The 18,634-nt window shown below is 43.8% G+C and carries 14 protein-coding genes, 2 tRNA genes and 1 pseudogene; 10 read left to right on the top strand and 7 right to left on the bottom strand.

The genetic code is table 11. From position 1 onward, the window contains the following. Positions 1-219 precede the first annotated feature (219 nt). A pseudogene (gene adhE / locus UA76_RS12550) lies at positions 220-2,914 on the bottom strand (bifunctional acetaldehyde-CoA/alcohol dehydrogenase). 648 nt (positions 2,915-3,562) lie between these two features. On the opposite strand from adhE, the gene UA76_RS12545 reads away from it, so the two are divergent. Both UA76_RS12545 and UA76_RS12540 read left to right on the top strand, forming a co-directional pair. Beyond that, a complete protein-coding gene (locus tag UA76_RS12545) occupies positions 3,563-4,201 on the top strand; it encodes a YchE family NAAT transporter (protein WP_047046637.1) in 639 nt (212 codons plus the stop codon). 80 nt (positions 4,202-4,281) lie between these two features. Beyond that, positions 4,282-5,124, top strand: a complete 843-nt coding sequence (locus UA76_RS12540; protein ID WP_047046634.1) for an ion transporter — start codon at positions 4,282-4,284, stop codon at positions 5,122-5,124. 62 nt (positions 5,125-5,186) lie between these two features. On the opposite strand, the gene UA76_RS12535 is transcribed toward UA76_RS12540, so the two are convergent. Beyond that, positions 5,187-7,184 (bottom strand): putative bifunctional diguanylate cyclase/phosphodiesterase, encoded by a 1,998-nt coding sequence (locus tag UA76_RS12535; RefSeq protein WP_047046632.1) that lies wholly within the window; start codon positions 7,182-7,184, stop codon positions 5,187-5,189. Positions 7,185-7,414: 230 nt separating this feature from the next. Here UA76_RS12535 and UA76_RS12530 point away from each other — a divergent pair, with 230 nt between their 5' ends. Further along, entirely contained in the window at positions 7,415-8,401 is a 987-nt protein-coding gene (locus UA76_RS12530; RefSeq protein ID WP_047046629.1) for a PstS family phosphate ABC transporter substrate-binding protein, read from the top strand. 118 nt (positions 8,402-8,519) lie between these two features. Here the strand turns inward: UA76_RS12530 and asd are convergent, their stop codons facing one another. The 5 genes from asd to yejK form a co-directional block, all read right to left on the bottom strand. Next, positions 8,520-9,635: an aspartate-semialdehyde dehydrogenase gene (asd, locus tag UA76_RS12525; RefSeq protein ID WP_047046851.1), complete on the bottom strand. Its 1,116-nt coding sequence runs from the start codon at positions 9,633-9,635 to the stop codon at positions 8,520-8,522. A 222-nt stretch (positions 9,636-9,857) separates the two neighbouring features. Continuing rightward, positions 9,858-11,039, bottom strand: coding sequence for a chemotaxis protein (locus UA76_RS12520; RefSeq protein ID WP_047046625.1), 1,182 nt, complete (start codon positions 11,037-11,039; stop codon positions 9,858-9,860). 149 nt (positions 11,040-11,188) lie between these two features. Next, positions 11,189-12,148, bottom strand: a complete 960-nt coding sequence (locus tag UA76_RS12515; protein ID WP_047046622.1) for an Hpt domain-containing protein — start codon at positions 12,146-12,148, stop codon at positions 11,189-11,191. Further along, positions 12,145-12,480 carry a hypothetical protein gene (locus UA76_RS12510; protein WP_047046619.1) on the bottom strand — a complete coding sequence of 112 codons (336 nt, stop codon included), beginning with the start codon at positions 12,478-12,480 and terminating at the stop codon, positions 12,145-12,147. Before UA76_RS12510 ends, UA76_RS12515 begins: the two co-directional genes overlap by 4 nt. A gap of 115 nt (positions 12,481-12,595) precedes the next feature. Then, positions 12,596-13,597 carry a nucleoid-associated protein YejK gene (gene yejK, locus UA76_RS12505; protein ID WP_047046615.1) on the bottom strand — a complete coding sequence of 334 codons (1,002 nt, stop codon included), beginning with the start codon at positions 13,595-13,597 and terminating at the stop codon, positions 12,596-12,598. An 85-nt stretch (positions 13,598-13,682) separates the two neighbouring features. Here yejK and UA76_RS12500 point away from each other — a divergent pair, with 85 nt between their 5' ends. The 7 genes from UA76_RS12500 to UA76_RS12470 all read left to right on the top strand — a co-directional run bounded on the left by UA76_RS12500 (position 13,683) and on the right by UA76_RS12470 (position 18,634). Continuing rightward, positions 13,683-13,907 carry a YejL family protein gene (locus UA76_RS12500; RefSeq protein ID WP_047046612.1) on the top strand — a complete coding sequence of 75 codons (225 nt, stop codon included), beginning with the start codon at positions 13,683-13,685 and terminating at the stop codon, positions 13,905-13,907. A gap of 25 nt (positions 13,908-13,932) precedes the next feature. Next, complete coding sequence (locus tag UA76_RS12495; RefSeq protein ID WP_047046610.1) at positions 13,933-15,735, top strand: DUF3413 domain-containing protein; 1,803 nt, start codon at positions 13,933-13,935, stop codon at positions 15,733-15,735. A gap of 12 nt (positions 15,736-15,747) precedes the next feature. Beyond that, positions 15,748-15,824, top strand: a tRNA-Pro gene (locus UA76_RS12490). Between the two features lie 184 nt (positions 15,825-16,008). Next, a complete protein-coding gene (locus UA76_RS12485) occupies positions 16,009-16,524 on the top strand; it encodes an oligosaccharide flippase family protein (protein ID WP_047046607.1) in 516 nt (171 codons plus the stop codon). Continuing rightward, entirely contained in the window at positions 16,521-17,168 is a 648-nt protein-coding gene (locus UA76_RS12480; protein ID WP_047046605.1) for a lipopolysaccharide biosynthesis protein, read from the top strand. The genes UA76_RS12485 and UA76_RS12480 overlap by 4 nt, the downstream gene beginning before the upstream one ends. A gap of 303 nt (positions 17,169-17,471) precedes the next feature. Then, positions 17,472-17,562: transfer RNA gene (locus UA76_RS12475), tRNA-Ser, on the top strand. A 694-nt stretch (positions 17,563-18,256) separates the two neighbouring features. Beyond that, positions 18,257-18,634 (top strand): acyl carrier protein, encoded by a 378-nt coding sequence (locus UA76_RS12470; protein ID WP_047046603.1) that lies wholly within the window; start codon positions 18,257-18,259, stop codon positions 18,632-18,634.

Here is an 18,634-nt window from a genome sequence, read left to right as displayed (position 1 = left end):
TCTCTAAGCAAGTGATTATAGGGAGTCATAAAAACTATCTTGGAATATTACAAATTCCAGAGACATGCTTAGATCCACACACTGTTTATGTGCCTAACCACTATCTAAAGCTCATTGCTGGTCGCCGAGTTCAAAAAAAAAGCCCCAACCTTTCGGTTGGGGCCTGGTTCTTTAGGATGTTTTCCCGCTAGCGAAAACTATCCCATAACTTAAGCTTGATTAAGCGTCCGCTTTCTCTTTCTTCGCTTTAGCTGGTTTTGCTACTTGGTCAGCTTTCTTCTTGATTACAGTAGTGCCTTCGAAAGTTTCACCTTCAACGAATGCTTTACCGTAGTAAGAAGCCAGTAGAACTTCTTTCAGCTCAGTGATTAGAGGGTAACGTGGGTTCGCACCAGTACATTGGTCATCGAACGCTTCAACTGCTAATTCATCTAGTTTCGCGATGAAGTCAGCTTCAGATACACCCGCAGCTTGGATAGAAGTTGGGATGTCTAGGTTGCCTTTCAGCTCTTCTAGCCACGCTAGTAGACGCTCGATCTTCTGAGCAGTGCGGTCACCTTCTTGGCTTAGGCTAGGTGGTCAGCAACCTCAGCGTAACGACGACGTGCTTGTGGACGGTCGTATTGAGAGAATGCAGTCTGCTTAGTTGGGTTGTCATTCGCGTTGTAACGTACAACGTTCGAGATTAGTAGTGCGTTCGCCAGACCGTGTGGTAGGTGGAACTCAGCACCAATCTTGTGCGCCATAGAGTGACAAACACCTAGGAATGCGTTCGCGAATGCTACACCAGCGATAGTTGCTGCGTTGTGTACTTTTTCACGAGCGATTGGGTCGTTTGCACCGTTCGCGTAGCTTGATGGTAGGTACTCTTTAAGCATCTTAAGCGCTTGTAGAGCTTGACCATCAGAGTACTCGTTCGCAAGAACAGATACGTAAGCTTCTAGAGCGTGAGTTACTGCATCGTAACCACCGAATGCTGTTAAAGACTTAGGCATGTTCATTACTAGGTTAGCATCAACGATAGCCATGTTTGGCGTGATTTCGTAGTCAGCTAGTGGGTACTTAGCACCAGTCTTGTCGTCTGTAACAACCGCAAATGGAGTAACTTCTGAACCTGTACCTGAAGTTGTAGTGATACATACAAGCTCAGCTTTTTGACCCATTTTAGGGAACTTGTAGATACGCTTACGGATATCCATAAAGCGCATCGCTAGTTCTGCGAAGTGCGTTTCTGGGTGCTCGTACATTACCCACATGATCTTAGCTGCATCCATTGGAGAACCGCCACCTAGAGCTAGGATAACGTCTGGCTGGAAGCTCTTCATTGCTTCTGCACCTTTCTCAACAACAGATAGTGTTGGATCCGCTTCTACGTCGAAGAATACTTGAACTTCGATGCCTTGAGCTTTAAGTAGTTGAACTACGTCGTCCGCGTAACCGTTGTTGAATAGGAAACGGTCAGTTACTAGGAATGCGCGTTTCTTACCTTCTAGGTCGCCAAGAGCGATTGGAAGGCTACCACGACGGAAGTAGATAGACTTAGGTAGTTTGTGCCACAACATGTTTTCAGCTCGCTTCGCTACAGTTTTCTTGTTGATTAGGTGCTTAGGACCTACGTTCTCAGAGATAGAGTTACCACCCCATGAACCACAACCTAGAGTTAGAGAAGGTGCAACGTTGAAGTTGTACAGGTCACCGATACCACCGTGAGTAGTCGGGATGTTGATCAGGATACGTGCAGTCTTCATCTTGTCACCGAAGTAACGGATGCGGTCAGCGTTAGTATCTTGGTTAGTGTAAAGACCAGAAGTATGGCCGATACCACCGATTTCAACCATAGTTACCGCTTGAGCAACAGCGTCTTCGAAGTTGTCAGCACGGAATAGACCTAAAGTTGGAGATAGTTTCTCGTGTGCGAATGCGTCGTCGTAAGACACTTTACCTAGGCCTTCACCTACAAGTACTTTAGTGTCAGCTGGAACTTTAACGCCCGCTAGTTCAGCGATAGCTGGAGCTGGTTGACCAACGATTTTCGCGTTAAGCGCGCCGTCGATAAGTAGTACTTTACGTACTTTGTCAGCTTCTGCTTTAGATAGAACGTAAGCTTTGTGAGATGCGAAACGCTCTTTCACTTCGTCGTACACTTCGTCAACAACGATTGCAGCCTGCTCAGAAGCACATACTACGCCGTTATCGAACGTCTTAGACATTAGGATAGAAGCAACTGCACGTTTCACGTCAGCAGTTTCGTCGATTACGACAGGAACGTTACCTGCACCTACACCGATTGCTGGCTTACCAGAAGAGTAAGCAGCTTTAACCATGCCTGGACCACCAGTTGCAAGGATAAGAGCGATGTCGTCGTGCTTCATTAGAGCGTTAGAAAGCTCTACAGATGGTTGATCGATCCAGCCGATGATGTCTTTTGGTGCGCCCGCTGCTACTGCTGCGTCTAGAACAAGTTTTGCTGCGTCGTTAGTAGAGTTTTTAGCACGTGGGTGTGGCGAGAAGATGATGCCGTTACGTGTTTTAAGAGAGATTAGAGATTTGAAGATTGCTGTAGAAGTTGGGTTAGTCGTTGGTACGATACCACAGATGATACCTACAGGCTCAGCGATAGTCATTGTGCCTAGTTGTCGTCTTCTTCTAGGATGCCACAAGTTTTCTCGTCTTTATATTTGTTGTAAATGAACTCTGAAGCAAAGTGGTTCTTGATAACTTTGTCTTCAACAATACCCATACCAGACTCTTCAACCGCTTGTTGAGCTAGCGGGATACGAGCGTGGTTAGCTGCTAAAGATGCTGCGCGGAAAATTGCGTCTACTTTCTCTTGAGAAAAAGTTGCGAACTCTGCTTGAGCCGCTTTAACGCGTGCTACCATTGCATCTAGTTCAGCCAGATTAGTTACAGGCATAGTGAATCTCCTAAAATAAATAAATATTAAAAACTTTTTACTAAGGCTGCTGCTTGTCGTTTTAACTATTTGTTAGCAAATTATCAGCAATCATACTTAGTAAACCGCTTTCAGGACTGAGTATAATATTTCATGCTATGAAAAAAATTGACTTGGATCAGTTCTCGCACGCGAAATAACCCTTTAGTAGTGGTTTACCACAACAACAATCATAACCAACTGATTTTAATGAGTTTATTTCTGGTGATAATTTTGTTCAAAAAAAGAGCAAACAGTTATAGTGAATAAATTAACAACAACATTCTGTAATAAAGTTTCATTTTTATACTAAAAACACCACACTATCTGTGTTTTTACGTGCTACTAATACTATACACCTCTCACAAAAAATCACGCGAATTCAATCAAATTTTCATTAAATTTGCGTAACGATTTGCAAACATTGATAAGCAATCACTATTACATGACTACTATACGTAACAAAACTTCAAAATGGTCCAACCTTAAGGTCCAAAAGATTAGATTTTCTCACTTGTGACACCTTTTCGTGTTAGTTTTTTTCATTCGATTTGTCCCCTCTTTTCCACTACATTAGCGCGGTTAAAAACTACCCTACCTCTGTTTGTTTCTTTGCTTAGGACAATCGCTATGCAAACTATTGAGTTCGCTATTTTTCTGCAGTTCTTTCTTGGTCTTGTGGCCGCCGTCAACCCTGTCGGTATTATGCCTATCTTTGTATCTTTAACCGGTCATATGACGCTTGAAGAAAAACATAAGACAGCGACGACTGCCAACATCGCCGTTGCAACGATTCTTATTGTTTCGCTACTGGCCGGTCAGGTACTGCTGGACATGTTCAGCATCTCGCTAGACTCGTTTCGTGTCGCAGGTGGTCTTCTTTTACTTAGCATCGCTTTTTCGATGATGAGCGGTAAGCTAGGTGAAGATAAACAAAACAAGCAGGAAAAGTCAGAATACGTCAGCAAAGAGCAAATTGGTGTGGTACCACTTGCGATGCCACTCATGGCTGGCCCCGGTGCAATCAGCTCAACCATCGTCTATGGCGCTCGCTACCCGAGTACATTAGATACAATGGGTATTATCTTGACCATCATTGCTTTTGCTTTGTGCTCTTGGCTACTGTTTCGCTCTGCACCTTTGATTGTTCGCTTCCTAGGCCAAACGGGCATCAACGTGATTACTCGTATCATGGGCCTGATCTTGGGTGCGCTAGGTATTGAGTTTATAGCTAACGGTCTAAGGAACCTATTCCCTGGTTTAAGCTAGTCGAAGTTTGGTCAATCAAACTTTCTCGTTAAGTTCTTTCTCGTTATGATATGGCGACGTGTATTAATCGTCGTTATATCATGCATAAACCCCCTCTCAAGCATCATCTCTATATCATTATCTTTGGCACCCACACCCGTGGCGGGCGCATTTTTGATATTGGCCTTATCATCGCAATTATGCTGTCTTTAATCGTACTCATACTTGAGTCATTGCCAGCCGTATTCTCTCGTTGGGGTGAGCCTTTAAGATATGTCGAGTACACCTTCACTGCGATATTTACCATTGAGTACTTGTTGAGGCTGTATTGCTCTCCGAAACCAGCAGCCTACGCGAGAAGCTTCTATGGCGTGGTTGATCTGTTAGCGATTCTCCCCACCTATCTCGCTCTGTTCTTCCCGGGCGCTTCATTTATGGGCGTAATTCGTTTGCTACGGGTAATGCGTATTTTCCGCATACTCAAACTGGTGAGGTTCTTACAAGACTCCAACATCTTGTTGCGCTCTCTTCTCATGGCGAAGCGTAAGATCTTTATATTTTTCAGTACGGTCGCGATTCTAGTCACCATTTTTGGTGCGCTTATCTTTGTTATTGAAGGGCCCGAGCATGGCTTTACCAGTATTCCACAAAGCATTTATTGGGCAATTGTGACCATTACAACCGTTGGGTATGGCGATTTAGTGCCACAAACTTCGATTGGTAAAGCGATTGCTTCCATGACCATGCTACTTGGTTATTCAATACTCGCGGTTCCGACTGGCATTATTACCGCCGAGCTCAACCAAGAGATGAGTTCACATAAGTCTCTGGTTAAGTGCCCTAACTGTTCTAAAGCAGGCCATGAGTCGGATGCGATGTATTGCAAACATTGCGGTAGCGAACTTGCTGATCCTGATAATCGAGTCGTCACACCGGAAGAGTAAGCCTACTTTTTTAAGTCACATGCTTAGGAAACAAGGTTAAGCAATCCGGTTAAATAATATAGCTAAGTAGCCAGCTGCAGCTTAACCACGTTGCTGAGCGCGGAATGAGGACACAGCTTGTTAACTAAGGCTTCCGCTTGCAACGGTTTAGTCAGATAAAACCCTTGGCCTGTGGTGCAGCCCATCTCATAGAGATCCGACTGATGCTGCACCGTCTCCACCCCTTCTGCGACGACAGACACTCCCAGTTCACTGCCTAATTGAATAATAGATTTAAGCAAAACTTGAGACGTATTGCTGGTTGCATAATCCATCACAAAGCTGCGGTCGATCTTGATGGTTTGGAAATCAAAATCTTTTAAGTAAGAGAGAGAAGAGAACCCTGTACCAAAGTCGTCTAGCGCGATACGCACCCCGAGCTGTTTAAGCTCTGCAAAGATCACTTGAGCGACTTTTATATTTTCAACCATAACGGTTTCAGTAATCTCAATTTCAAGCTTGCTCGTCGGTACATCAGAGTTAACAATAATTTGTTTCAAACGCTCGAAAAAGTCAGGGTGTTTAAGGCTGCTTGCAGAGATATTAATACCGACAATACCTAAGTCGATGCCTTGTTTGATCCAAGTTCTCTGTTGAGAAAGCGCTTTTCTCGCGATGAGCAAGTCTAGCTGTTGAATTTGACCTGTAGACTCAGCCACTGGAATAAAGTCATTAGGGTACAACAATCCTTTCTGCGGATGACGCCAACGCACTAACGCTTCCACACCTTCGATGTGCTCTGTTTTGAGATTCCACTTCGGTAAATAGTGAAGCTCAAACTCATCACGGTCGATGGCCACAGCCAAAGCATTCTCTGTATGCTTGTGCGACATTGCGATGCGATTGAGCTCTTTCGAGTAAAACTGGAAGTTGTTTTTGCCCATCTTCTTAGCGTGGTACATGGCATTGTCAGCATAGCGAATCAAAGTATCTTGGCTCGCGCTATCTTCCGGATAGATAGAAACACCAATACTTGCCGAAACATTCACACTGACTCGCTCCAATTGGAAAGGCCGAGACAGCGATCGTGTCAGCTTAGATGCGATCTTACTTGCAACATTAATCGCACTGCTAACATCTTGAATATGTCCAAGCACCACTACGAACTCATCCCCGCTGAATCGTGCCGAAAGATCCGTGACTCGAATGCATTGATTAATACGTTTAGCGACCTGCTTTAACAGCATATCCCCCATGTCATGACCATGTTGGTCATTCACATCTTTAAAATGGTCAAGGTCGATAAAGAGCAACGCAAAGGATTTTTTAGATCGTTCTGCATTCAATATCGACTGATTGAGCCGATCAAGAAATAGAGTTCGATTGGGGAGATTAGTTAAGGGATCAAAGTAGGCTTGATTGTGAAGTTGGTTATTCTTTTCTTCAATCGCGGTTTTAGCATCTGTTAATGATTTTAGTAATAGGTCCCGACTTAGTTCATGCTTGTGTTGAAGACGTATAGAATAAGCCGCAATCACCATTACAGCGACGATTAGAGTTATACTTGTGGTGGTGTAACTTTGAATACCCGAGTCATAACTCGCTTTAATCACTCGCTGAATATCGTCTGCCTTGCTGGCAAACTCGAGAAATTGCTCGTCTCGACCAACCGCATTCACCGCATACGCTCGATCCGATAAGATATGCTGATAATTGGATTCCGCGGTGACTCGAAATTGCGCTAATATCTCCCGGAGCTCAACAAGACGCTCTCGAATTTCAGGATCATCCACTGGCTGATAGTTGCCCATGATGCTTTCTCCCCCTTCGAGAAGCGCAACCACGTGCCAATCAGCAATTTCCAAGTAATACCACACTTCTTGAATAGATTGCGCAGTATCTCCGGACATAATCTCATCGAACCACAAGTAGGCTAATGTTCCATTCACTTTGATCTCCGCTGCCGCCTCAGCCAAAGGGGACTTCTTGACTAATAGGTGAGTCGACTGAGAAACCAACACCGTTGTTATCGATATAACGAGAAGTGCTAGTAGGGAGGTGAATAGGAACTTACGCTTCATAAATATTCGGTTCTTAAGTGAAATCTTTGTTATCTACTTTTCTAAAGTCGACAACCTTAACTGATAATTATTTCAGCAATATGAAAGAGATAACTATTGATTACCGTTATGAAATTTTGATGAATTTTGCTGCACCTGCGTTGTATCAATTCACTTTATGATTTAGTTTTTGCCTTTATACGAACCATATGTCCACATCCTATATTGATAAGTGCTACGCCGTCTAAACTATGCATAAACTGATTCTGCCAATCACATACTTTCTACTTTCACTCGCGCCAGTAGCGGCTTGGGCAAAAGATCTGATCAAGGTGGAAGGCTCAAGCACGGTTTATCCGATTACCTATCAGATTGCCCAGCAGTTTATGCTCGCAGAGGGATCGCAAACACAAGTCGTGGTCGGGATTACTGGCACTGGTGGCGGTTTTAGAAAGTTCTGTCGTGGGCGAACCGATCTTTCAAACGCATCCAGACCAATAAAAAAAGCAGAGAAAGAGCTGTGCTTAGCAAATGGAATCGAGTTTTTGGAGCTACCGATTGCTTTAGATGCCATCACTGTCGTCGTTAACAAAAACAATGAATGGTTAGACTCACTGTCGCTTGATGAGCTCAACAAAATTTGGCGCTTTGAGTCAGAAGGTAAACTCAATACTTGGAATAAGGTTTCCGAAACCTTTCAGACGACTCCCTTAACTTTGCATGGGCCCGGCCCAGACTCCGGCACCTATGATTATTTTGTCAACGTTGTATTAAACAAAGAAGACAGTCGCAGAGACTATGCCGCGAATGAAGACGATACGGCAATGGCGGCAGAAGTTGCTGCAGATGAAACTGCCTTAGCGTTTCTCGGTTACGCATATTACGTCAAAAACAAAAATCAGCTCAAAGCGCTTGCCATCTCAAACGAAGACAACGAACCCGTTCTCCCAAGCGCTGACAATGTCACCAGCGGGCAGTATAGCGCCCTTTCCCGCCCTCTCTTTATTTACGTTAATAAGTCTGCACTCAATAAACGCGCCTCAGTCAAACGATTCGTTAACCACTATTTGCAACCACACAACATACGTTTGTCGGTCATCCGATCGGGCTACATACCGCTTTCACCAGACATGTATACGGTAGCCCGAAGTATTCTACTCCAAGGTAAATCAGGTTCGGTGTTCGATAGTGATGATTTAAGTGCAAACTTTGAACGGTTTTTATATCAGCAGCAATAACGATATCTATTGGAAACACGTTGCCGCTCCCGATACTTACTCCCGATACATAAAAGTACTGACATAAAAAAAAGCGCCGGAAGGCGCTTTTTTAGACTCAATGCTGACTATCAATTCATTACTGCTTTTCAGCAAGAATGATACGCAATGTGCGACGTAGAGGCTCAGCAGCACCCCACAGTAGTTGGTCACCCACTGTAAATGCGTTTAGGAAGTCATCGCCCATTGCCATCTTGCGCAAGCGACCTACAGGAATTGACAATGTGCCTGTCACTTTAGCCGGAGTTAACTCTTGAGCAGTGATGTCGCGATCGTTTGGAATCACTTTAACCCAATCGTTATGAGTTGCGATCATCTCTTCAATCTCATCCATTGGTACATTCTGCTTAAGCTTAATCGTTAGAGCTTGAGAGTGACAACGCATCGCACCGATACGAACGCAAGTACCATCAATTGGCACTGGTGCATCTTGGAAGCCCAAAATCTTGTTAGCTTCTACGCCCGCTTTCCACTCTTCTTTGCTTTGGCCGTTTTCACGCTTCACGTCAATCCACGGGATAAGGGAGCCCGCCAAAGGAACACCAAATTTGTCCGTAGGGAATGAACCACTGCGCATTGTATCAGCCACTTTCTTATCGATATCAAGAATAGAGCTCGCAGGGTTAGCAAGCTCAGTGCTTACCGCGTCGTTAATCACACCCATTTGAGAAATTAGCTCACGCATGTTCTGTGCACCGGCACCTGAAGCCGCTTGGTACGTCATTGCGCTCGTCCATTCCACTAGGCCTTTCTCAAACAAACCACCTAGACCCATCAGCATCAAACTTACTGTACAGTTACCGCCAACGAACGTATTCGTGCCGCCATGGATGCCTTGCTGAATTTGGGTTAGGTTGACAGGGTCAAGCGTGATGATTGAATCTTCAGCCATACGCAATGTTGAAGCTGCATCAATCCAGTAGCCTTTCCAACCAGCTTGACGAAGTGCTGGGTAAACTTTCTCCGTGTAACCACCGCCTTGACAAGTAATCACCGCATCAAGTTGCTTTAGACTTTCGAGGTCAAATGCGTCTTGCAGCATGCCCGCGTCTTTACCAAGGTTAGGCGCTGGAATACCGACTTGTGATGTACTGTAGAAAACAGGCTCGATCAAATCGAAATCTTTCTCTTCAACCATACGCTGCATTAGGACTGAACCTACCATGCCACGCCAACCAACTAGACCTACTCTCATCATGTACTCTCCATGTAATCTTTAAAAAAGTGAATACGCCATATTTGAATTTTCACACAAAAATCTCAAGCGAAAATTGGTCAAACCTGTAACTTTTTCTTGCGACAAACTCCAAAACCTAGTTAAAACGGCTCTAACTCGCTAAAATTAATAACTTTCGCGAACCTGAATACGAAAAAAGCGCCTCGAAGGGCGCTTGTTCCACAATGTTAACTTTGCAGTCTACGGTTTGTTGGCAGAACGTTTACCTAACGCATAACCCAACAGCAATGGCGCAAAGAAAATGACCAGAATAAACAGAACGAAATAGATAATGGTGCTCTTAATTAACTCCACCAACTTATCCATTGCTAATGACACAACATCTTGAGAAAGCTGATCCATCTCTAACGTAAACTGCCTGCGCTCATGAGAAACAATCTCTGACAACGCAGTACGCTCTCGCTCGATCATATTGATTAACTCAATGCGTTCACGAGCCACCATGTCTTCAAGGGCTTGGCGTTCAACGCCAAGCTGCTGCAACCTCTCTCCCGTTTTCGCGTCGATGTCGTTAACCAACGGCTGCAATTTCACTGCCATCTGGGCGGCAAGGTTTTCCATATATTCAGGGTTGTTGGCAATAAAATCTTGCAGAGCAATTGACGTTCTTTGCAAGCTCTCAAGAGTCTGAGTCAGTTGCTCTCCGCTCAATGTGCTGTTCAAAGCCACCACTTGCGCCTTCCACTTCATTAGCTTTGGAGTCTGCTCAGACACAAGACTTAATCGGTCAGAAATATCGCCCAATGCTTCAGGCATAGTACCCATGGTAGTGACGGCTTCATCGATACTAATATTGTTCGCCTCTAACCAAGCCATATAGGCTGGCGTCCTTGTAAAGGAAAGGTCGACAAATGGGTTAGCTTTGGAGAATTCGACGACAAATGATTGAGAAGATGAGAAAGCGCTCGATTTTAAAATCGCTTTCGCTAATTCATCAATTTGAGCGACCAGTTGTTCCGAAGCCTCAAGTGGCAAAGAAGAGTCGAATAGCACCTTGCCCTGATCAGATTCAAAAAAGTTTCGCATTTGATAAGTGAACACCCACGTTTCTATTAAACCAGCCATCGGAGATGATTGATAAGCGGCGCTTTGCAGACCTTGATGAGCGTTAATTTTCCAAAGTAATGCGTAGGATTGGTGAAGCGTGTCTTCTGGTGGATAGGATGCGGCGACCTCATCGGCAGTCTGTTCGACTTTAATAAAAAACTGCTGCGCATACTCTCGAGTGAGCACTCGCATATTTAATTCTTGCTGGGTTAGCGGCGTAGTTTGGCTGTCGATTTTTAACTCTAGTAAAGAGCAACCAGAAAGAAACATGGCTGCGAAAGTGAGTAAAACACCGATAGCTTTTTTAAAGTACATGAAAACCTCTTATTGTCGAACGCTGTACGGGCGCATTCTAACGATAGGAGCATGATGTTGCGAGATAAAGATAAGTCACTCAGTTAATAATTAGCTGAAAACTAACAATTAAGACAATCCAATCCGTAAGAAATAAAAGACCAACTCTATCATGCTCCCTGAGCTAAGTGAGACTTCGCCTCTGCGATGGTTTTTGCCAACACGGACGCGAGCTCCTCTATCGTACTATCATCGACTTTCTCACCAGCTTTAAGAGGCGCTTCAACCTGAAGAGCTAATGAGCTCAATCGCTCTGAACCAATACTGCCACCTACCCCTTTTAGACTATGAGCAATTCGGCAGGCTAACTCATGATCCTCTTCCATTGCTTTATGCAAGCGCTCAATATCAGCCTCGTGATCTTGAACAAAAACAGACAACAGAAGTTGCACCGATTCCTGGTCATCATTTAGAGCATCAAGCATCTTATTCATGTCTATCATTTTGCCATCCATAACAGGATTCTCTTTTACCACTTTTTCAACCACCTTAGCGGCATCACCGCTTGATCCAGCTTTCACAGACACGAGGTCCGTCTCCATCGCAGGCTGGCTGATTTCTCTATTTTCTTTAGCTACCAGATTGTCTTCGGCAACAGGGCTTTCCTCAGCCACTTGAAAATTCTGCTCTTCTTGCTTCTGAACTGGCTGCATAACAGTGCGTCTTGGTAAGTTTAGTAGCGCCAGTATCATTAACCCAACTGCGCTTATCACCATTGCAAGATAAAGGTGCTTATTGACGAGCGAGATGCACTGACTCTCGTAGCGGATCATCTCTTCATGAATAGGGTGAGTAACCAGTTTATCAATTAGATGACTGCCTTCAGCATAAGTGCTTAACACAGAAGAAGCTTCGCCCAATTGCTGCTGCAGCTCTTTCTTTTGCGTATCAGCTAGTGTTTCAGAAATCAGATACAGTCGGTCGAGTGCTCGGTAAACTTCAGGGCTTTTGGGAGATGAACTGAAAAGCGCCTCGAATACTTGGGCACTCAATTGATTGTAAAGGCCCAGCTCGAAGTCATCCACTTCGTATTTAGAACGAATAAAAGCAATCTCATCTAAAAAATTCACCAACGGCACTTCTGCGCTAGGTAAGCTTTTGCTTGATCGATAAACTGATCGGTCGTGAACAACAATTGATAGATATCGGGCGTTAACCAACGACTTTGATGATTGGCTTCAAGTTGAATTCTCAAGGAGTACACTATTTGTAACTTAAGCTCTTGAGCATCGAGATAATTACTTCGGAAAGGAACATTAAGTTGCAGCGCATTGCGCATATCTTGAATCGAGTGATTCAACTCTTGAACGGCTTCTAGTGTTGTCTGATTACGTTGATTGCTTACCACTAAGCTGACATGCACGCCAACCACACCACAAACACCGCACTCGCCCACTTCCATTGAATTCGCATTAAAAGATCCGTTTAACTCTCTAAATCCATTAACTCTTAGCATATAACAAAATCGGTCAAATACATGACCTTAAACGAAAAAGAGAGCCATACGGCTCTCTTTTTTAACTATTTCGTGACAGCTGATCACGCAAGTTAGGTGGTGTACCTTTAATGGTTAAGGTATCCGTTTCTGGATCGTAGAAAACACGCTCACCAAGTAATAAGCTATCAAAACTCACATTCAGACCGCCGCCTGCGCCAACAAACTTAGTCAATTTACGTACAGTTGAGCGATCCGCTGGAAAACTTTCCTCTAACTCATAACCTTGCTCGTTAGTGTAGTCGAGGAAGCTTGTCCCATCTTGGCTCGGAGGCAACTCACCCGACAACTCGCGAACTTGAACTTCTTCACCCGCTTTAATCTGCTCATTACAATAGTCATAAACCTGCTTCTTGTAATTTGTTGACTCTTCTTTGTCCAGCTTCGAGTCTGAGCAGAAGTCTTCTACCGCCTGCATCAGTACTTGGTTTTGCTGTTTGGTATCTAGACCAACTTCCGCTTGCAAGAAGTCCAAGAAAAAGTCCGCGACTTTGCGGCCAACGCGACCCTTAATGTAGGTTAAGTAACGATTAGACTCTTTATCTGTCTCGTAGCTAGAAAGGTCAATACGAGCAGCAATATCCATCTTCGAGATATCTAGGTAATCCGTTGCGCCAATACCCAGACCTTCTGTCACTTTAAGGCTAACGTTTGACGGCAATAGGCCGATAAACAGATAGTCGGTTGCAAGAGACTGATACTCTGCAAGCACTAAAATGCCTTCATCTGCAAATGGATACTTGGCAAGCTCATCTTTAAGACGAGTCGCACTCATTTGTGAGAAATCGTAAAATGGACGCTCATTGTTGCGAAGTTCATGCAACCAGATTTGAAATTCGCTGTCAGACTTAAAGGCACCGAAGCCTTTTCCCGCTTTAGAGTTGAAAACTCGGTGGAGTTCGGCCACTAAATTTTCACTTGAAGCGTCGTTTTCTAGTGCTTCTGGTCTAAAGTTAACTTTAAGCTCTTCTTGTTCATTTTTAACAAGTTGATGCAATATAACGTTGGAAAGATGAAGGCTCATAATGAATTTATGTTCGTTCTAGGTTTCAGTTGTTTGGCATTGTAGGTTATCATAAGCCGCTTTTACTATCATTATTAGAGTCTTTATGCCGATTACATCTAAATACAGTGACGACCAAGTAGAATCAATCTTAGCGGAAGTTGCTGCTGTGCTTGAAAAACACCAAGCAACTCCAGAGTTATCACTGATGATCGCTGGTAATATCGCAACCAATGTCTTAAATCAGAACGTCGCTGCTTCACAACGCAAGGCAATTGCGGAAAAATTTGCTCAAGCATTGATCTCGTCACTCGATGAGAACATTCATTAATTTGTAATGGATAATAGAACTTTACATGGTAGATAAAGGAAATACATACGGCGAACGTGTATCGCGTTTGGTGGGCTGGGGCCACTGGTTTGCTTTCTTCAATATCATTGCAGCCATGCTCATTGGTACTCGCTACATCGTGCAGTCACCATGGCCGGAATCATTGCTTGGCCAGTTTTACTTAGCCCTGTCTTGGGTTGGCCACTTTGGCTTTCTTGTATTTGCTTTATACCTGTTGGTTCTATTTCCGTTAACTTTCTTGGTGCCCTCAAGGAAGTTGTTCCGCTTACTCGCGGTCATATTCGCGACAGCCGGATTAACCGTCCTGCTGATCGACACTCAAGCGTATCAAACCATCGGACTTCACCTCACTCCTGTTGTGTGGGAGGTTCTATTTAACGATGGGACCAATGCCATCAGTGCCGATCTTCAGCACTTATTCATTGTTCTACCTCTTATATTCTTACTTCAACTTGGATTATCCGAGTGGGTATGGCGTAAGCAACGTCGCTTATCACATAAACATGTTGGCCGCCCGATAACGGCAGTATTCTTTATCAGCTTTATTGCCTCGCACCTGATTTATGTTTGGTCAGATGCCTATCTCTATGGCCCAGTGACGTCTCAGAAAGCTAACTTCCCACTCTCCTACCCGATGACCGCTAAGTCGTTCATGGAGAAACATGGTCTGTTGGATCGTGAAGAATATCAGAAGCGTCAAGCTGAGCTAGCTGGGTCAGAGAACATTCTTAGTTACCCTTTAGAAACATTGGAATTTAGTCGTCGCGCTAATCCTCTTAACGTTCTGGTTGTAAGCGTCAACAGCTTACGCGCGGACTCTCTAAACGCATCGTTGATGCCAGAAACCAACCAGTTCGCTTCAAAAAGTCTTAACTTCACCAATCATTACAGCTCAAGTAACGACATGTTTGGGCTATTTGGATTGTTCTACGGCCTACCAAGCAGCTATGCCGATAGCATCAAAGCTCAGAGCTCTTTGCCGGTACTCGTGACATCCTTGAAAGATCAAGACTATCAGTTTGGTTTGTTCAGTAGCGATAACTTCGAAGACAACCTATACGCGGAATCTATATTCCGAGGACAGAGCTTTACGGGCATCGCTTTTGATGAAAGCCGCAGCGTAGACTCTCAAACCATTGAGCGCTGGGAAGAATGGGTGAAACTCAACCCAGATGGTACACCTTGGTTTAGCTTCATTGAATTGGTCACCGTTGCCAATGCATCTAGCCTAGATGGCGGCGAAGGCACAGCGGAACAGAAACTTCGCAACGCCTACAATAAAGCGGTTAATGTTGCTGATACTGAGCTAAGTGCGCTGTATCAAAAACTTGAAGAATTAGAAATGACAGACAATACCGTCGTCATTATAACCTCCAATCATGGTACTGAGTTTAATGAAACTAAAACCAACAGTTGGGGCGCGAATTCAAACTACAGCAAGTACCAATTACAAGTCCCGCTGATCATTCATTGGCCTGGTAAACTTGCCGTTGAATATACGCATCGCTCAAGCCATCTCGATTTCTCTGTGACGATTTTACAAGATTTACTCGGTGTTTCTTCAAACCCGACAGAGTTTAGTAGTGGCCGAAATCTGTTCGACGAAAGAAAGCGTAAATGGATTTTAGCAGGCGATGCGAGAGAGCTTGCCCTGATTACCGATAAACGAACAACTGTGGTTGATAAGTTTGGTAACTACAAGGTATACGATGCTCAGTACCGCCGGGTGAAAGATGAAAATCCATCACTGCCAATTCTAATGCAGGGCCTAACCGAGCTTCAGCGCTTTTATAGCCGCAACAACTAATACAAATTTATTCGGACTGTAGCGCAGCCTGGTAGCGCACCGTCATGGGGTGTCGGGGGTCGCTGGTTCAAATCCAGTCAGTCCGACCATACCTATAAAAGAGAGCTTCGGCTCTCTTTTTGCTTTTCTTGGACTACCCTCTTTGAAAAGTGACATCTGTTGTGATTTTCAATGATAAACATATACCCATCGCCCTCGCCTGCACTCTGAATTGATCTTTTCTTGTACCAAACCAAACTAGTGACATCGCTTTTTAGTGGCAAAATCGACTGAATGAAAAACCTGACACAACTCAAAAGTCTTTACTGCTCTGAAAACTTAAGTTCATCTGCCCTTATCTTACTCACCGCCATCCCGGTAAGCTTTCTTGCCGAATACTGGTTTAACTTAAGTTTGAGCAGTCGCCTTTCCAGTCATGAGTATGGAGATTATAAGGTCGCCTATTCCTACGCTGCTTTAGCCTCAATGTTAATTTTACTTGGAGGCGATAGAGTCGCGCCCAAACTACTTTCGGCAGAGCTAAGTCAAGGCAACAATAAATCGGTATGGAGCTTTGTCCGTTTTTACTTACTGATTGCCACGGGCCTATCCTTTCTGCTTGTTGCCGCGACTTATGCAGTCAGTTACCTTCACCTATTTATGAACGACCACGACGAGCATCATCCATTGGTGCTGATGTCCTTTGTCCTTCCCTTGATCGCGGCAGCGGCGCTGCTGAGCCGCATACTGCAATCTGGCAAGCAGCTGATTCTCGCAAACTTACCTTGCGAATCGGCCTGCCAGCAATGAAAACACTGTTTGTTATCACGCTGTTTGGGTTACTAGGGAGCATTGAACTTTGGCAAGTCATAGCTTGTGGGGCTCTATCGGTACTTATTTTGGTTAGTTGGCAATGGTATAAGTTGCGCAAACTCAATCTTATCTCCATTTCTGATCAATTGACTCCTATCGATCGCATCCAAGTACTCAAGCAGTCGATTCCAATGATGGCTGCTGTGTTAGTTACCTTAGCATTGAACCAAATCGACTTATTCATGTTGGAATGGTTAGCCTCGGATCAAGAAGTGGGATACTTCGCTGCAGCTACCACCATCGCTCATATTCTTCCCACCGCCCAAGCCACAATTGCGGGCCTGTTTCTCCCAATACTTGGTATCGCGGTCAGCCAAGGAAGCGACCAGTGCCTACCGGTATTTAAACGAGCTCAGAAGGCGATATGCGTTGTCATAGGAACACTATTCCTAGTGCTTATGTTATTCCATCATCAGCTACTAGCGATGTTTGATCCGGAGTACGGGCAAGCAGCTACCTCATTGACTCTATTATGCGGAACTTATGGCATCTGGGCTCTCGCTGCATTTTCTTCAACGTGGCTGCAGTATCTCAAGAAAGGCACCAAGGTGGTTTGGATAGGGTTGTCCGCTTTAACTTAGGACTTTGGCCTAAACCTTTGGTTAATACCCCTATATGGTATAGAAGGTGCAGCACTAGCCACTCTAATGACAATGTCGACTTGTAGCCTAATGCTATGCCTTTACCAACATCATGTTTCGAAAGGCCTAACCCGAATAGAAGTCGTTGAGTAAGAACCTAAATGTAACGACTCATGCGCCTCACAAAGGGCAGAAAACCGACCTTTGACAAGTTTTTTATCTTCAAGCGCTCATTATTAAAGCAAACAGCAAAATTAGGGGTTTACAAGTTTTCTCAACCTCTATATTATTCGCTGCACCAACGGAGAGATGGCTGAGTGGTTGAAAGCACCGGTCTTGAAAACCGGCATACGTTAATAGCGTATCTAGGGTTCAAATCCCTATCTCTCCGCCACATTTAGAAAAAGCCCACTAAGAAATTAGTGGGCTTTTTTGCGTCTGTGCATTCAAAGGGATTTGTACAAATCCCTCCTTGGATGCAAGCCCAGTTGAGTGCAAGCCCAGCACTCCGCCACATTCAGAAAGCTCGCACTTGTTGCGAGCTTTCGTCGTTTTAGGGAAATGCAGTTTAAAACGAAATTTTAAATCCCTATTTGAGTGCAACCCGAACTAGGCGTCCCCGCACTCAGCCACAAATATAGAAAGTTAACCTAAGAGCAATTACATTTTCTTCTCTAGCTGAAGCAAATAAACATTATCCACTTCAATATTACGCTCATAAGATTAATAGACTACATTTAAATATATAATTAACTATAGTTAGATTAATCACTAAATCATTACGCTTTTACACGTCAAAATATATATATCATTTTCATTATTTCAAACTTTATTTGAGATCCACTTCCTTATTACAATCCTGATAAACCAAGAATTTTCGACGTAAATTCAAGCTTATGACTTCCACTCTTGAGGAAATGTAACTGCAAAGAGTAATGTAAAAATAATGATTATTAAACTTGCGATACTGTCTATTCTATAAATAAACCATCACCTTTTAATATTACGCAAGGTGATTACCCAGTATTGCATCAATAACATACTTTTGCCGTATTTAAAGAAACCCAAACAGATCAAAGGATATTGAAATGTCATTAAATGAAGTAAGCGAAATTCTTGTAGAAGTTCTTGGCGTTGAGCCAGAAGAAGTAACAGTAGATGCAAACCTAGTCGATGACCTAGCAGCTGAGTCAATCGATTTTGTCGACATTATTTATTCAATTGAACAACAATATCAATTAAAGATCTCAGCCGGAGATATATTCCCAGCTTTCTTACAAGAAGAAAGCTTTTTAGACGCCAAAGGTAAGGTTTCGCAAGAAGTCGTTTCTCGCCTTGAAACTGAATATCCTCACCTTTCATCAGAAACTATTAATGAGTTTATCGATAACCAAGCAGCAGAAGTATTTTTCAAGGTAAGCTCTTTGGTTAATTTCATCGATCATAAACAAGCTCAGGCTGCTTAA

The sequence above is a fragment of the Vibrio mexicanus genome (assembly GCF_001012815.1).
GTDB lineage: Bacteria > Pseudomonadota > Gammaproteobacteria > Enterobacterales > Vibrionaceae > Vibrio > Vibrio mexicanus.
This window is presented reverse-complemented; position numbering and strand designations above follow the sequence as displayed.

Coding starts and splice junctions, on each gene's coding strand:
- UA76_RS12545 (WP_047046637.1), top strand. CDS start 3,563: ATGCAAACTATTGAGTTCGCTATTTTTCTGCAGTTCTTTCTTGGTCTT.
- UA76_RS12540 (WP_047046634.1), top strand. CDS start 4,282: ATGCATAAACCCCCTCTCAAGCATCATCTCTATATCATTATCTTTGGC.
- UA76_RS12535 (WP_047046632.1), bottom strand. CDS start 7,184: ATGAAGCGTAAGTTCCTATTCACCTCCCTACTAGCACTTCTCGTTATA.
- UA76_RS12530 (WP_047046629.1), top strand. CDS start 7,415: ATGCATAAACTGATTCTGCCAATCACATACTTTCTACTTTCACTCGCG.
- asd (WP_047046851.1), bottom strand. CDS start 9,635: ATGAGAGTAGGTCTAGTTGGTTGGCGTGGCATGGTAGGTTCAGTCCTA.
- UA76_RS12520 (WP_047046625.1), bottom strand. CDS start 11,039: ATGTACTTTAAAAAAGCTATCGGTGTTTTACTCACTTTCGCAGCCATG.
- UA76_RS12510 (WP_047046619.1), bottom strand. CDS start 12,480: ATGGAAGTGGGCGAGTGCGGTGTTTGTGGTGTGGTTGGCGTGCATGTC.
- yejK (WP_047046615.1), bottom strand. CDS start 13,597: ATGAGCCTTCATCTTTCCAACGTTATATTGCATCAACTTGTTAAAAAT.
- UA76_RS12500 (WP_047046612.1), top strand. CDS start 13,683: ATGCCGATTACATCTAAATACAGTGACGACCAAGTAGAATCAATCTTA.
- UA76_RS12495 (WP_047046610.1), top strand. CDS start 13,933: ATGGTAGATAAAGGAAATACATACGGCGAACGTGTATCGCGTTTGGTG.
- UA76_RS12485 (WP_047046607.1), top strand. CDS start 16,009: ATGAAAAACCTGACACAACTCAAAAGTCTTTACTGCTCTGAAAACTTA.
- UA76_RS12480 (WP_047046605.1), top strand. CDS start 16,521: ATGAAAACACTGTTTGTTATCACGCTGTTTGGGTTACTAGGGAGCATT.
- UA76_RS12470 (WP_047046603.1), top strand. CDS start 18,257: ATGTCATTAAATGAAGTAAGCGAAATTCTTGTAGAAGTTCTTGGCGTT.